The organism is Paenibacillus sp. FSL R7-0198 (assembly GCF_038000415.1).
Classification (GTDB): domain Bacteria; phylum Bacillota; class Bacilli; order Paenibacillales; family Paenibacillaceae; genus Paenibacillus.
The window spans coordinates 3,712,775-3,727,999 of the sequence record NZ_JBBOCB010000001.1; the positions used below are offsets into that span (position 1 = coordinate 3,712,775).

The 15,225-nt window shown below is 45.6% G+C and carries 17 protein-coding genes and 1 riboswitch; of the genes, 15 read left to right on the plus strand and 2 right to left on the minus strand.

Going from position 1 to position 15,225, the window contains the following annotated elements; all coding sequences use genetic code 11:
- Positions 1-141: 141 nt before the first annotated feature.
- Positions 142-396: an AbrB/MazE/SpoVT family DNA-binding domain-containing protein gene (locus tag MKY87_RS15975; RefSeq protein WP_024633700.1), complete on the minus strand. Its 255-nt coding sequence runs from the start codon at positions 394-396 to the stop codon at positions 142-144.
- A 317-nt stretch (positions 397-713) separates the two neighbouring features.
- Between MKY87_RS15975 and MKY87_RS15980 the strand changes: the two genes are divergently transcribed.
- The 13 genes from MKY87_RS15980 to MKY87_RS16040 all read left to right on the plus strand — a co-directional run bounded on the left by MKY87_RS15980 (position 714) and on the right by MKY87_RS16040 (position 13,690).
- The gene (locus MKY87_RS15980) at positions 714-1,991 is read left to right on the plus strand and encodes an HD domain-containing protein (RefSeq protein ID WP_338589711.1); all 1,278 of its coding nucleotides are present in this window, start codon (positions 714-716) and stop codon (positions 1,989-1,991) included.
- Positions 1,992-2,323: 332 nt separating this feature from the next.
- The gene (locus MKY87_RS15985) at positions 2,324-3,094 is read left to right on the plus strand and encodes a TatD family hydrolase (RefSeq protein WP_190945000.1); all 771 of its coding nucleotides are present in this window, start codon (positions 2,324-2,326) and stop codon (positions 3,092-3,094) included.
- Positions 3,095-3,343: 249 nt separating this feature from the next.
- Positions 3,344-3,597: riboswitch (cyclic di-AMP (ydaO/yuaA leader) on the plus strand.
- Positions 3,598-3,870: 273 nt separating this feature from the next.
- Positions 3,871-5,055, plus strand: coding sequence for a ubiquitin-like domain-containing protein (locus MKY87_RS15990; RefSeq protein ID WP_338589713.1), 1,185 nt, complete (start codon positions 3,871-3,873; stop codon positions 5,053-5,055).
- A 155-nt stretch (positions 5,056-5,210) separates the two neighbouring features.
- Entirely contained in the window at positions 5,211-5,756 is a 546-nt protein-coding gene (gene rnmV / locus MKY87_RS15995; protein WP_017691379.1) for a ribonuclease M5, read from the plus strand.
- Between the two features lie 4 nt (positions 5,757-5,760).
- Positions 5,761-6,663, plus strand: a complete 903-nt coding sequence (gene rsmA / locus MKY87_RS16000) for a 16S rRNA (adenine(1518)-N(6)/adenine(1519)-N(6))-dimethyltransferase RsmA (RefSeq protein ID WP_272907837.1) — start codon at positions 5,761-5,763, stop codon at positions 6,661-6,663.
- Between the two features lie 59 nt (positions 6,664-6,722).
- Positions 6,723-7,619, plus strand: a complete 897-nt coding sequence (gene yabG, locus MKY87_RS16005) for a sporulation peptidase YabG (protein ID WP_017691377.1) — start codon at positions 6,723-6,725, stop codon at positions 7,617-7,619.
- Between the two features lie 153 nt (positions 7,620-7,772).
- Entirely contained in the window at positions 7,773-8,048 is a 276-nt protein-coding gene (veg, locus tag MKY87_RS16010) for a biofilm formation stimulator Veg (RefSeq protein ID WP_053778931.1), read from the plus strand.
- A gap of 260 nt (positions 8,049-8,308) precedes the next feature.
- Entirely contained in the window at positions 8,309-8,485 is a 177-nt protein-coding gene (locus tag MKY87_RS16015; protein ID WP_017691375.1) for a small, acid-soluble spore protein, alpha/beta type, read from the plus strand.
- Positions 8,486-8,634: 149 nt separating this feature from the next.
- The gene (gene ispE, locus MKY87_RS16020; protein WP_036606140.1) at positions 8,635-9,489 is read left to right on the plus strand and encodes a 4-(cytidine 5'-diphospho)-2-C-methyl-D-erythritol kinase; all 855 of its coding nucleotides are present in this window, start codon (positions 8,635-8,637) and stop codon (positions 9,487-9,489) included.
- A 98-nt stretch (positions 9,490-9,587) separates the two neighbouring features.
- Complete coding sequence (gene purR, locus MKY87_RS16025; RefSeq protein ID WP_017691373.1) at positions 9,588-10,415, plus strand: pur operon repressor; 828 nt, start codon at positions 9,588-9,590, stop codon at positions 10,413-10,415.
- 188 nt (positions 10,416-10,603) lie between these two features.
- Positions 10,604-10,888 (plus strand): septation regulator SpoVG, encoded by a 285-nt coding sequence (gene spoVG / locus MKY87_RS16030; RefSeq protein WP_017691372.1) that lies wholly within the window; start codon positions 10,604-10,606, stop codon positions 10,886-10,888.
- Between the two features lie 355 nt (positions 10,889-11,243).
- Entirely contained in the window at positions 11,244-12,635 is a 1,392-nt protein-coding gene (glmU, locus tag MKY87_RS16035; RefSeq protein ID WP_445254944.1) for a bifunctional UDP-N-acetylglucosamine diphosphorylase/glucosamine-1-phosphate N-acetyltransferase GlmU, read from the plus strand.
- 101 nt (positions 12,636-12,736) lie between these two features.
- Entirely contained in the window at positions 12,737-13,690 is a 954-nt protein-coding gene (locus tag MKY87_RS16040) for a ribose-phosphate diphosphokinase (RefSeq protein ID WP_017691370.1), read from the plus strand.
- 291 nt (positions 13,691-13,981) lie between these two features.
- Here the strand turns inward: MKY87_RS16040 and MKY87_RS16045 are convergent, their stop codons facing one another.
- Positions 13,982-14,182 carry a hypothetical protein gene (locus MKY87_RS16045; RefSeq protein WP_024633712.1) on the minus strand — a complete coding sequence of 67 codons (201 nt, stop codon included), beginning with the start codon at positions 14,180-14,182 and terminating at the stop codon, positions 13,982-13,984.
- Positions 14,183-14,321: 139 nt separating this feature from the next.
- Here MKY87_RS16045 and pth point away from each other — a divergent pair, with 139 nt between their 5' ends.
- Together pth and MKY87_RS16055 are read left to right on the plus strand one after the other, a co-directional pair.
- The gene (gene pth, locus MKY87_RS16050) at positions 14,322-14,882 is read left to right on the plus strand and encodes an aminoacyl-tRNA hydrolase (protein ID WP_036606126.1); all 561 of its coding nucleotides are present in this window, start codon (positions 14,322-14,324) and stop codon (positions 14,880-14,882) included.
- A 98-nt stretch (positions 14,883-14,980) separates the two neighbouring features.
- On the plus strand, positions 14,981-15,211 hold the full coding sequence (locus MKY87_RS16055) for an anti-sigma-F factor Fin family protein (protein WP_017691368.1): 231 nt from the start codon (positions 14,981-14,983) through the stop codon (positions 15,209-15,211).
- Positions 15,212-15,225 lie beyond the last annotated feature (14 nt).

The window sequence follows — 15,225 nt, forward strand, 5'->3', positions numbered from 1 at the left end:
ACAGAATCTTTTTGGGTAATGGAACCCATAACAGGGCAAAAAAATACCTTCCGCGGTGGGGTTCACACCGGGAAGGTCATTAAGGAATATTAAAAAGGTTAGAAATAACAATTTAGATAAGTCCAGTATACCTGGTTTTTCTTATTTTGTCACAGGTGCAGGGATTTCGGAAATACATTCATTACAAACAATTTTACCTTTGAAGTAAGTAACGTTCTCTGCATTACCACAGAAGATACAAGCAGGCTCGTATTTTTTCAACATGATGCGCTCGCCGTCAACGTAGATTTCCAGAGCATCTTTTTCACCAATACCGAGCGTACGGCGCAATTCAATTGGAATAACTACCCGTCCCAGTTCGTCCACTTTTCTTACAATACCTGTTGATTTCATCATTATAATCAGTGCTCCTCTCAGCTAACTATCTTTGTCATTATTCGACATTATTTTATGTTTTATGATACTCATCATACCAACGATTCCCAAATCAGTCAACCTTAAAATTAGCTTAAAATTAAGGCTGTTTTTCACAAGGTTACTGGTGGTAAGGGATTGGAAGCCGTTTTTCGCATTTAAACCTCAATGTCAGCTTTGTCGATTTGGAAAACGACAAAACTACTTCATTCGACAAAGTTCGTCATACGGTGTCGAATCTTAGGTGAATCGCAGAGCTCAAAGCGTTAATATAAAAGAAATTAAAGGAGTGAGTCGACATGGAACAACGTTTAACGGAAGAGAAAGTATTCAAAGATCCGGTACATAATTATATCCACGTGCAAGATCCGGTTATATGGCAGTTAATTAACACCCCGGAATTTCAGCGTTTACGCCGGATTCGTCAGCTGGGTACTTCTTACCTTACCTTTCACGGAGCAGAGCATAGTCGGTTCTCACATTCACTAGGTGTTTATGAGATCACCCGCAAGATCATCTCTCAATTTGAAAGAAGTCATTATTCGGATTGGCCAAAGGAAGAAAAGATTGTAGCTCTGTGTGCAGCTCTACTTCATGATCTCGGACATGGGCCATTCTCTCACTCCATCGAGGAAGCTTTTGACATGAATCACGAAGATTGGACTTGCCGCATTATTACAGGTGATACCGAAGTAGGGGCGATCTTAAGACGGTATGCTCCTGATTTTCCTGAGAAAGTAGCGTCTGTCATTCAAAAAACGTATGAAAAGCCGATTGTGGTGAACTTGGTGACCAGTCCGCTTGATGCAGACCGAATGGATTATTTGCTCAGGGATGCCTATTTTACAGGTGTAAATTACGGCACGATTGACCTTGATCGTATCCTTCGGATGCTGCGTCCTTATCATGGGCGGATTGTAGTCAAGGAGTCAGGCATGCATGCTGTGGAGGATTATCTAATGTCTCGGTATCAGATGTATTGGCAGATTTACTTCCATCCGGTAACTCGTAGTTCTGAAATTATATTGCGGCAAATATTCAAGCGAGCGAAAACACTCATACAGCAAGGTTTTCAATTCCGCTTCATGATTGATCCACTCCCTCAATTATTTGATGGAGAATTATCCGTAGATGAATATTTGCAGTTGGATGAAGCATTAATTCAGACGGCATTTACGCAGTGGCGCAAGGAGGACGATACTGTTCTGAGTGAGTTATGCGAACGTTTTATGGATCGCAAGTTATATAAGTATGTAGAGCTTGAACAGGTCGACTTGACAATGATGGAAGAGATTCGGGAAGCTTTTGTACAGGCAGGCCTCGATCCCGAATATGATCTTGAAATTGATTTTCCTTCGGATAATCCGTATGATGTGTTTCGTCCGGATGAATCCACAGATAAGCAGATTCTTCTTCTGGATCGACAGGACAATTTACGTGAGTTGTCAGAAGTATCTGACATTGTCCGTTCCATCAGTGGGCTTCACCGAGGGAAACATCATTTGTATTACCCTCAAAACAAGGTGGATGCGATTATTCACGAATTACCGTCACATATACGCCCCTATTTCTTGTAATCATGTGGGTATAATCCGATGAAGAATTTTGATATCAAAACACTTTCTAAAAGAGCTATTTTTCATGATACAGTAATCTGCTTTAATGGGGAGTATATGTAGATCGACATAATTTTGTAAATGCAAGCAGGTAGAATGGGCACAATCAGCAATATATAGATCAGAATATCCGTTTATCTTCTATATATTGTAGTTGTGAAGAAACAAACGTAATGATGTAATACACAGATACCCAAAATGTTTTATGTATGAGTCATTGAATTATTGAATTTTACAAATTGAATTTTGATAAAGAAGATAGTCGTTATTTCGACATGAAGGGAGATACAAACATGATGCTGTTCGACACACATACACATCTGGATGCACCACAATTCGACGAGGACCGCGAGGACATGATTCAGCGTGCTGTGGATGCAGGAGTTGGTCGCATGATCAACATTGGCTTTAACCGGGAGACGATTCCAACCACAATGAAACTCGCTGAAACATATGACTTTATCTATGCAGCTGTAGGGTGGCATCCAGTAGATGCGATCACTATGCAGGAGGGTGATTTGGAGTGGATTGCATCTTTATGCAAGCATGAAAAAGTGGTTGCGATCGGTGAGATTGGATTGGATTATCACTGGGATACTTCACCGAAGGAAATACAGCATCGCGTATTACGACAACAAATTGCTTTGGCGCGTGAAGTGAACATGCCGATTGTCATCCATAATCGGGATGCACATGAGGATATCATAAGAATTTTGCGTGAAGAGAAGGCGGGTGAGGTTGGTGGTGTAATGCACTCGTTCTCGGGCAGCTGGGAAACAGCGAAAAGTTGTCTCGATATGGGCTTCCATCTCTCTTTCGGAGGACCGATCACATTCAAAAATGCAAAGCAGCCCAAAGAGGTGCTGGCGAAGGTTCCTATGGACCGGTTTTTCATTGAAACAGATGCTCCATATTTGACACCTCACCCTTATCGTGGGAAGCGAAATGAGACAGCGCATGTACGTCTGGTTGCAGAGGCAGCAGCGGAAATTAAAGGCATTTCGGTGGAGGAAATTGCTGCAATAACAACCAAAAATGCCATGGAACGATTTGGAATTCGTTAAAAAAACGAGCAAATGAGGTGAAAAAGGCAGGTAAGCGGAGGTAATTTGCCCTTTGCTCCAAATAAATCAAGAATATTACAATATTTTAACCAAATATTCAGAAAAACGTACTTGATCAACGCTTTACAACATGCATCAAAACAGGATATCATCTTTTCAGTGAATTGTTGTGCGGAAAATTGGACAGATGTTCGGGGGATGAACAAAGGGACACTTTCCGATGAAACAATGAAACAACATTACTTTCATGAATCAGTCTCGCTGAGTCTCCGTTAACGGAGAGCGGGGGAACCAATAGGGCTTAAACATCGGTGTATTTGGCCGATGCGCAACGTTCGCTGACCCAAAAGCAGCGAAGGGAACTGCGAAGCCGTATTTGATTTCTTCTTTGGGTCTCGGGGTGAATTCAAGGGCGTCCGCCATGAGCGGGTGACCTAAGATAGGGCGGCTCTCTTTCGCCCGAACCCGACAGCTAACCTCGCAAGCGGAAAAAGAGAGGCAACCTCGTGCATGAATTTCCGATATTCAGAATCATTCGGAAGCCACGAAAGAGTTCCTCTTACACTCTTTCTTTGGCTTTTTTGTTTTTGAATAAAAGAAATATTGTCATCATACGGTAGGTATTCAGGAGGATGACATCATGTTGCGAAGATTGATTCATGGTGCAGAACCGGATTATGTTGGTCCAATCTGTGTTCTGTAGAAAATTTGGTATAGTCACGTCAAAGACATCATGCATTACTTTAGACGGCGAGGCTATGAAGGAGGACGGAGAAGTGGGCACATTCCAACCAGAAGAGACCCATGAGTCACGATCATCCAGTAAGTCTTTCGCGTTGCGGTGGAAGCATGAGAACATGCGTCAAATGGCATTGATCGCGATTTTCTCAATTGCGCTTACAATCATGATCTTGTTAGTCGTTTACGGTCAGGCCGGGAAACAAATTTCACTGGTTATTGATGGCAAAGCTCAGGTGGTAGAGACTCGTACAGGAATGCTTCAGGAAATGCTGGAGGAGCAGTCGATCACAGTCAGCCCTCACGATAAGGTATCCATGTCCATGAATGGGGCGATTACAGATGGAGACCGAATCGTTATTGAGCGGGCCGTTCCAGTCAACATTACGGCAGACGGAGACACCAAGACTCTGTATACAACGGATTCATCGGTAGAAGATGCAATTCAAAAATCAGGTATTCAAGTTGAGAGTAATGATAAAGTGTATCCGGCGCTTGGAACTGCCATCAAAGCGGATATGAAGATCCGTGTAGTGCGCGTAACAAAGCGTACAGTGGAGGTAGAGCAGCCAATCGCTTACAAAGTCATTAAAACGGCTGACCCTAGCTTGTACAAAGGGGATAACCGTGTCGTTGTAAACGGCAAAGAAGGCACACTTGTACAGCATATCGAAAAGGTATTTCAGGATGGAGAATTGGTCTCCAAAAAAATGGTCGGCAAATCTGTCGCGAATAATCGTGTAGATAAAGTGATCGCTGTCGGCACCAAAGCAAAACCGGTCGTGAAAGAACCTGTGATTCAGACCGTATCGGCTCAAACTTCAACAACCAAAAAGGCTACAACAACGAACTCGAAGAAAACATCTGCCTCGGGCAGCAAAGTCATTACCGTATCCGGGACTTCTTTTAAATACTCAAAAGTACTTAAAAATGTATCCATGACTGCCTACTCTTCCGAAGAGCCTGGCATTGGAACTAAAACAGCTTCCGGTACTCGTGTAACGGAAGGGCGCACCATTGCGGTTGATCCCAAAGTCATTCCAATTGGCTGGTGGGTATATATCGAAGGTCTGGGATTCCGTCGTGCGGAAGATACAGGCGGTGCCATTAAAGGCAACAAAATTGATGTATATTATGACAGTGTGAAGCATGCCCTGAATTTTGGACGTAAGAAAGGCAAGACGGTCTACGTGATCGGTCCGGTGAAGCCGGAAGCGAACTAAAATCGTTTTACTTTGAAATGGGAATGCTATAAAATAGTTGCATGAATGATTCATGCGGAATATGCGGCGGAGGAGTCTGAATTCAGTCTCCCCCGCCGTTTGGCAGAGAAGAGGATATTCCTCTTCTTTTTGCGTTAGAAAGGAAGAAATGGAACATGATAAAAGAAGTCATTGTGGTGGAAGGCCGTGACGATACGGTAGCCATCCGTCGGGCCGTTGAAGCCGATACAATAGAAACAGGTGGCTCAGCAATCAACCAACGCATTCTGAAGCGGATTGCGCTTGCTCAGGAGAGACGGGGAGTCATTGTACTGACAGATCCGGATCATGCTGGCGAACGCATTCGTAAAATTATTGCGAACAAGGTGCCTGGCTGCAAACATGCCTTCATTCCGGAAGCCGATGCAACGCGCAAAGGGGACATTGGGGTGGAGAATGCCTCACCGGAGGCGATCCGTCATGCTCTGGCGCGCGTACATACTTCATACGAAGGTGCTCCGAGCCTGATTGATTGGGAGGACCTGATCGCGGCAGGACTTATCGTGCATCCGCAGGCTGCTGCACGTCGCATGGAGATGGGCAATCTGCTGGGCATCGGTTATTGTAACGGGAAGCAGTTCCACAAACGTCTCAGTGTATTTCAGATTACACGGGAAGAGTTCTCTACAGCATTAGCGCAAATTGAACGTGAAGGATTGTGAGCATATGAAGGACATGGAAGAGACGATAGAAATTGCAACGCCCAAGCGAACGAAAGAGATTATTCAAAGACACGGATTCTCATTCAAGAAAAGTCTGGGTCAGAACTTTCTGATCGATCAAAATATACTGAACAAAATTGTGAATGCAGCCGATTTGGACGAGTCCAAGGGCGCGTTAGAGATCGGGCCGGGTATTGGGGCCCTTACGGAGCGACTGGCTCGGGTAGCCGGTCCTGTCACAGCCGTAGAGATTGATCAGCGCTTAATCCCAATCCTGGGAGAAGTGATGCAGCCTTATTCAAATGTACGTGTTCATCATGGGGATGTGCTGAAGCTTGATCTGGCTGAATTGTTTAATACGGATTTTGCATCCGTGGACAAAGTCAGTGTTGTGGCTAACCTGCCTTATTATGTAACGACTCCAATCATGATGAAACTGTTGGAAGAGAAGCTGCCGGTAGACAGTATTGTTGTCATGATCCAAAAAGAAGTGGCTGAACGCATGGCGGCTGCACCAGGATCAAAAGACTACGGCAGTCTGAGCATCGCAGTTCAGTACTACAGTATGCCGGAGCTTGTGTGCATTGTGCCTCCTACAGTCTTCATTCCGCAACCTAATGTGGAATCAGCTGTCATTAAGCTGAAAGTGCGTGAGCAACCGCCAGTGGAGATTCCGGATGAAGCACACTACTTCGAAGTGGTACAGGCTTCTTTTGCCCAGCGGAGAAAAACAATCTCAAACAACTTGAAGGCACGCTTCTTCACGAAGGAGAACCGGGAACAGGCAGACATTCTGCTGGAGCAGGCAGGTATTCAACCGTCCCGACGTGGAGAGACGTTGAGTCTGCAGGAGTATGCTACACTCAGCACCGTAATGTGGGAAGCAGGGGTACGTGCAGCGCTGTAAAATTTGAATGAACCAAACCGGGTCTTTGCCCATACGATGGGGTAGAGGTGATTACGTTGATGAATATCGGAGACTTGGTCGTTCGGAAGTCATACGGCGGCGATGTGACTTTTCGGGTGGAAGGCCTCCAGTTGGATGCTGCGGTCATTAAAGGGACTGAGTTCCGGCTGATTGCCGATTCCCCGGTGGACGATTTGATACAGGTTCCCTACGAACCACAAAGCGCCAAGACCAGACAGGCGCATATTAAAGCACATCAGACCCTGTCCCGTCTGCAGCAGAATCGTATGGAACAGGCTGAGCGGAATCGTGAAGGTCTGGTACAGGATTGGTCTGCTCAGCAGGAACCAGCTTATTTTGAAATGCCTGGAAAGGTGCTTCATCTGGATGGAGATCCGAACTATTTGAAAAAAAGTATGGATCTCTATGAGCAACTTCGTGTGCCCGCAGAGGGACAATATGTCCATGAATCGGCAATGGCAGATACCTTATACCGTTTATTACCCAAAGTACGTCCGGATATCGTAGTTATTACGGGTCATGATGGGGTGTTAAAGACACGTCAGCCCTATGACTTATATAGTCTTGGTAGCTACAAAAACTCGCAAAATTTTGTGTCGGCCATTCAGGTGGCCAGACAATATGAACGCCATCTGGACGCACTCACTATTGTGGCAGGGGCCTGTCAGTCCCATTTTGAGGCACTACTGCGCGCTGGAGCGAACTTTGCCAGTTCTCCAGGCAGAATTCTCATTCATGCACTTGATCCGGTCTATGTGGCAGCCAAGGCCTCCTTCACCTCTGTGCGGGATACGGTTAACATGAGTGATGTTCTGCACAATACCATCAGTGGTAGCCAGGGTGTGGGTGGTGTCGAGACACGGGGCAGTTACCGGGTAGGTCTGCCGGGGCTGAATGATTTATCCACGCTAAAAGTGAACCCGTCGGCAGTCTGATGTAGGCCATTTAAAGTCCCAATTTGGGGCTTTTTTTGTTTGCAAAAAAATTCATTGACAACAACTTTTTGATGCTGATATAATAATTAGTTTTGATTTGACAATGACTGTAAAATCCGGTATAATGGACAAGAAAAGAGGTGGTCGTCGACAATGGCTAAAAACACGCTGTTGGATATCAAACGCAATCTCGATGCACATATTGGTCAGAAAATTATGCTGCGGGCTAATGGTGGCCGCCGTAAGACCATTGAGCGTACGGGTGTATTGGAAGAAACGTACCCTTCTGTTTTTATTGTTAAGCTTGATGAGGAACAAGAAACCTTCAAGCGAGTATCTTATAGTTATGCGGATATACTTACGGAATCGGTGGAAGTCATGGTTTTTGACCCGGGCAGCCAGACGCATAGCTCCTATATGGAGACGTAAGTATCGATTTACAGGCGATTCGCCCCACAAGGCGGATCGCTTTTTTATATTTTCTTTTTCTATAAAATCACCCGTCCATCTTCTAAACTAACCCATACATACTCAGGAATGAGCGAGGAACGGTCGCGGCATACTATATGGACAGGTGAAGGGAAAGTTTCTTAAGCAATGCAGGAAACTGAATTTGGCCTGATGGCAAGATGTCCAAAACGTGAACGAACTCATCACATTATGAAGGATACATTGGAGGAGGATGGTTCATGAGTCGCAGAAGAAGAAGTGTCATGTCAGAGGATCTGAAGAATGAGCTTGCGAAAGACCTGGGCTTCTATGATACGGTCCAACAGGAAGGTTGGGGTGGAATCAAAGCCAAGGATGCAGGAAACATGGTGAAAAGAGCCATTCAACTTGCTGAGCAGGCTGCCCGCAAATCTTAATCCGGTTCAAGCAGACTGAAAAGCGGGGAAATCCGTCAGGAACAACCCCGCTTTTTCCCCTTAGATGCGGAATAGAAATGACTTGACAGCCCCATTTTGATATAATATGTTAAGTTGTCTTAGGGAAAAGGTGAGGACGGGTGAACGCCTTGAAAATTTACGAAAAAGCGCCTGCTAAAATTAATTTGATGCTGGACGTTTTACATAAAAGAAGCGATGGATTCCATGAAGTTGAAATGATCATGACCATGGTCGATCTGGCTGATCGACTGGAAATGTCGGAGCTGCCGCGAGATACTATTTTCATCTCCAGTCAGGCGGGTTATATTCCGCTGGACGAGAAGAATCTGGCTTTCCAGGCAGCCAGACTCATTAAGGAGCGCTATAACGTGCGTACGGGCGTCCATATTCATCTGGATAAAAAGATTCCAGTTGCAGCCGGACTTGCCGGGGGCAGCAGTGATGCAGCAGCAGCGCTGCGTGGATTGAACCGTCTGTGGCGGTTGAATATACCGGATCACGAACTGCAGGAGCTTGGAGCTGAACTTGGTTCTGATGTTCCATTTTGTATCACAGGAGGGACTGCACTTGCTACAGGCCGTGGTGAGAAGTTAACTCCCATTCCTAATCCGCCGCAATGCTGGGTGATTCTGGCCAAGCCTCCGATTAATGTGTCTACAGCCGATGTGTACGGACGTTTCCGTAGTGACAAGATTGTTCGTCATCCGAGTGCGGCTAAAATGGAGCAGGCTATTCGTAACCAATCATTTACGGAAGTCTGTAACCAGATGGGCAATGTGCTTGAAGATGTAACGTTGAAGCTGTATCCGGAAGTTCAGCATCTAAAGGATGCCATGATTCGATTGGGTGCAGACGGCGTGTTAATGTCCGGTAGTGGCCCAACGGTATTTGGGCTGGTTTCCAAAGAATCGAAGGTTGCCCGGATATACAATGGTCTGCGTGGTTTCTGTAAAGAAGTGTACGCTGTACGTATGTTGACGTAAAAGTTCGCTTTTATAATGTACAAACACGTATAAAGGTGGTATATTTTTAAATAATTATTCGGATTTGGATGTTTCCGTGATCGTGAGGATGGATCTCTGTGAAGAAGTTAAAACGAAGCGCAAGGCTGGTTGAAATGACGCAATACTTATTGTCCAGACCGCATACGGTTATTCCGTTGACCACATTTGCCGAACGTTATGGAGCCGCAAAGTCTTCAATTAGTGAAGATTTGGCGATTATCAAGGAAGTGTTCGAAGAAGGTGGGTCAGGAGAACTGCATACACTGGCTGGAGCAGCCGGGGGAGTAAGATGGATTCCGAAGGTATCCCGAGAACTGGCACTGGCATTTGCGGAGCGGCTCTCGACCCAGCTCGCGCAACCTGATCGGATCTTGCCTGGAGAATACCTGTACATGTCCGACTTGCTTGGTCAGCCCGCATTGATGAATGAAGCCGGCAAGATTTTTGCAACGGCCTTTGGCAATATGAATATTGATGTGGTAATGACGGTAGAAACCAAAGGAATTCCACTGGCTTATGCGACCGGAGCCCAGCTCAACCTGCCTGTCGTGCTCGTACGCAGGGACCATCAGGCTACAGAAGGATCGGCCGTAAGTATCAATTATGTATCCGGGTCCCATAAAAGTCTGCATACCATGTCTCTCTCTCGTAGGGCGATGCGTGAGCATTCCAGAGTACTTATTGTGGATGACTTCATGAAGGCCGGGGGTACGGTGCAAGGAATGATCGATCTTTTGGCCGAGTTTAATGCTACAGTTGCCGGGGTAGGGGTACTGGTGGAATCTGGTTCTGTAGATTCAGAAGAACGCCTGCTAACAGATTATGTATCTTTGGCGAAATTGACAGCGGTCGATGCCAAGAGCAGACAGATTTCCGTCAAGCCTGGCAACTATTTTGACCTGTAGAAAGATGACGAATGTTATGTCGTTAAAAGGTCTTTTCCATCGACCTGGCATGAACGTTGTCGAATTGTGTATTAAATAAAAAAATTCCTGAAATTAGGAAATTTTTGTGGTTATAAAAAGAAGGAGTTCGTATATGCTGTGTGGAATTATACACCAAGTTCTGATGGAAAAAGGTGGTGAACACACACATGCAAATTACGGATGTCAGACTCCGCCGTGTTAACTCGGAGGGGAGAATGAAGGCTATCGCATCCATTACCATCGATAACGAATTCGTCGTTCATGACATTCGTGTCATTGATGGTAACAACGGAATGTTTGTTGCTATGCCGAGCAAGCGTACTCCTGATGGAGAGTTCCGTGATATCGCCCACCCGATCTCTTCCGGTACGCGTGAGAAGATTCAGGCAGCAGTTTTGACTGAATACGATCGTGCGGCAACTGAGGAAGAAGTCATTGAAGAAGGTGCCTGAGAACATTATTGGGGTTCGAAGGAAAAGAGAGCCATGTCTTATGGCTCTCTTTTCTTTTTGACCGGAATAAGATATATTCAGTATTGAGTTTATTAGCAGAGAACAAAAAGCGCATCGTGCGCTTGGTGGCAGGGCGGCATCTTAGGAATCATTGGGATTCGGTTAAGCTCGCAGGTACACGGCGTATACATATAGGTCACGATTCGTAGGTGTCCGCGTTGTTACGTGTGATTACAGAGACAGCAGGCGATGAACAGGACCGGCTTGAAGCCGGCTGAACGATACTCATTGGATATAGATCAGCAGTGCATTTCAATGGGATTTTCAGAACAGGAGGTCGTTAATTTTGAAACGAATGGCAATCGTTCTTGCCGCAGGGCAAGGAAAACGAATGAAATCAAAATTGTACAAAGTACTGCATCCCGTATGTGGTAAACCTATGGTTGGACATGTGCTGGATGCAGCACTCAGCGCAGGCGTTGAACGCAGTGTGGTTGTAGTCGGTCATGGTGCCGAAGCGGTGCAGTCATTTTTGGGTTCCAGAGCGGAGTATGCACTTCAGGCGGAACAATTGGGTACAGGTCATGCAGTGAAGCAGGTTAAATCCTTGCTTGGCGGAGAGACAGGTTCTACAATTGTGGTCTGTGGAGATACACCGCTTGTGACCAGTGAGACGTTGGAAGGTCTGATGAAGCTCCATGAGAGTAGCGGAGCAGCAGCGACAGTTCTTACGGCTCAGTTGGACAATCCCAAAGGTTATGGCCGCGTTATTCGCGGAGAAGATGGATCTGTACAACGGATTGTGGAACAGAAGGATTGCACGGAGCAGGAAGATGCTGTGAATGAGATTAACACGGGCACATACTGTTTCGATAATGCAAAATTGTTCGCAGCCCTGGAAAAAGTGACGAACCAGAACGCTCAGGGAGAGTATTATCTCACAGACGTAGTTGGCATTTTCCGCAATGATGGAGAAGTGGTTGAGGCTTACATGTCAGATGACATCGCAGAATCCATCGGGGTTAATGATCGACTCGCACTTTCGCAAGCAGAAGCCTTCATGCGTGAACGTCTTGCCGTACGCCATATGTTGAACGGTGTTACAATCATTGATCCGTCATCGACATATATCGGAGCGGATGTTACGATTGGATCAGATACAGTTCTGTATCCGGGGACGATCCTCAAAGGCACAACTTCCATCGGTGAAGCGTGTCATATTGGTCCTCAGGCAGATGTGGAAGACAGCGTTATTCAGGACGGAGTTACAATTAAACATTCGGTAGTATCCAATGCCGAGGTTGGTTCTGATGCAACGGTTGGTCCATATGCTAATTTGCGTCCAGGCACTAAACTGGGCCGCAACGTAAAAATTGGTGACTTTGTTGAAGTGAAAAATGCTACAATTGATGAAGGTTCCAAAGTATCTCATCTCAGCTATATTGGAGATGCCAAAGTAGGGAAAAACGTAAATGTTGGATGCGGGGCAATAACTGTCAATTATGATGGTTATAATAAAGCTGTGACAACGATTGAAGATGATGCTTTTGTAGGCAGCAACGTCAATCTGATTGCACCGATTACGGTAGGAAAAGGCGCTTATGTGGTTGCTGGCTCGACCGTTACCCATTCCGTTCCCGAGAATGATCTGGCCATTGCTCGTCCACGTCAGGAGAATAAACCTGGTTACGCGGAGAAGATTCGCGGACGTGCCAAAGCCAAGAAACAAAATGCCAAACCCCAATAAGGGGTTTTGATAACAAGATTGCCTCCCGAAGATCGGGGAGGTGCCGACATGTCGCAGACGCTTATTGATTCCAATGAACCAGCACGGAGGGTTTTTATTTTATGACTTATTTTGATTCGAAATTAAAAATATTTACTTGCAATTCTAACCCCAAGCTTGCCCATCAAATTGCTGATTATATCGGGATCCCTATGGGTGAATCTCACACAACCAGCTTTAGTGATGGCGAGATTCAAGTGAAACTCTCCGAGAGTGTTCGGGGTTGTCACGTTTACATCGTGCAGTCCACTTGCTTGCCGGTTAATGATAACCTGATGGAAATGCTCGTTATGATTGATGCACTCAAACGGGCATCTGCCAAGACGATTAACGTCGTTATTCCTTACTATGGCTATGCAAGACAGGATCGCAAGGCACGTTCGCGTGACCCGATTACAGCGAAACTGGTTGCTAACCTGATTGAAAAAGCGGGTGCAACCCGTGTCATCGCGATGGACTTGCATGCAATGCAGATCCAGGGATTCTTCGACATTCCGGTCGACCATTTGCTTGGCGTACCAATTCTGGCTCAATATTTCCGGTCGAAACAGATCGAAAATCCGGTTGTTGTGTCGCCTGACCACGGTGGCGTAGTGCGCGCACGTAAACTGGCTGATTTCCTGAATGCACCCCTGGCGATTATCGATAAACGTCGTCCTGAGCCAAATGTGAGCGAAGTGATGAACATTATCGGTAACATCGAGGGTAAAACAGCCATCCTGATCGATGACATTATTGACACGGCGGGAACGATTGTACTGGGAGCGAATGCTCTGATGGAAGGCGGCGTAAAAGAAGTATACGCGTGCTGTACTCACCCGGTATTGTCCGGACCTGCGATGGAACGTTTGGAGAATGCACCATTGAAGGAAGTTATCGTAACGGATACCATTCCAATTACGCATGCTAATCCGACAAGCAAACTCAAAGTGTTGTCTGTAGCGCCTTTGCTCGGAGAAGCGATTATCCGGGTTCATGAGGAATTGTCAATCAGCAAGCTGTTTGAAATTGAATAAGGATGTCTGCATAAAGTAGTAGAGGGGTTACGTTTTCCGGTTCAATGGAAAATGTAACCCCTGTCGGCGTGCCGTTTTTATTAATAGTGAAACAGACGCTGGTCAGTCCATATAATTTGAACTACTACTTTACACAATAACGGAGAGGGCAGAAAAGATCTGAAGAAGTGAAGTTAAAAGCTTTCTGAAAGAAAGCTGCTTCAGAAGCATATGCTTCGACTTAACAGCGATCGGAAGATGTTTCTGCACGCGCAGTGATCCAGTGTAAAATGGTTCGTTCATCTTATATGGTTAATACCCGGGGCGGGAGATAAATCGGAAACGACGCCGATGAAAAAGCGTGTCGGCAATTTCGACGAATTGATTATCGAAACGTGTGATTAGACCAATCTCAATATGGGTGTCGCGGTCGTATACCTGTACAGGTACGTGATATTCGAGATGATAGATAAAATCGCTATGTTGAGTCAGTTGTCCATTGTCTTCGCGCAAAACCCGCTCACCTTCCTGGGTCGATAAAATATGAACTGTAAATACTACAGTAAATCGATCTTTACTTTCCTGATATTATATGAAATATAACATTCGAAGTCTATGCCTCACCTCAGTCTAATCCGAAGGAGGGAACAAGATGAAGTGGATTGTCGGACTTGGAAATCCAGGCTCGAACTATGCCAAAACCCGTCATAATATCGGTTTTATGGCACTGGATCGGTTGGCTGATCGTCATAATATCTCCATTACACAGAATAAATGTAAAGCGCTGATTGGAGAAGGCAATATTGGCGGTGTGAAAACCGTACTGATCAAACCAATGACCTATATGAACTTGTCTGGTGAATCGGTTCGAGCATATATGGATTTTTATAAAGTTAGTCTTGAAGATCTGATTGTTGTGTACGACGACATGGATACAGAGATTGGCAAAGTCAGATTGCGTTACCAAGGTAGTGCAGGCGGACATAATGGAATCAAGTCCATTATTCAGCATACCGGTACACAGCAGTTTAACCGGGTGCGCATGGGAATATCCCGGCCTGAACCAGGACATGCCATTGTTGATTATGTACTGTCGACATTCATGAAGAAAGAAAAGGAAGCCCTTGATCAGACCATTGAGCAAACGTGTGATGCCCTGGAGCATAGCTTGACTCATACGTTTGAACAAACAATGGCGAAGTTTAACGGTTAATTTTGTAAGACATACTGGTAAAATGATCATACAAGACGGGTTCGATTCAGCCATACTGGACATACTGGATGTATAAACCATGTTCAGGAGGCATAAACATGTCAGTGAATTACGTATGTAGGCATTGCCGTACCTTTATTGGACGAATCGATTCTGCCCGGATAACGGAAGTGGAGCTTGGCTTTCATTTCTTGACCCCCGACGAGCGGAGGGATATAATAGCGTATAATTCCGGTGGTGACATTACCGTTCGGATTACATGTGATTACTGTAAGGAAGCCCTGGAGCACAATCCGGAGCTTAGCCTGCTCGCGAGTCCGCTTCAGTAGACATCGCCCGTACA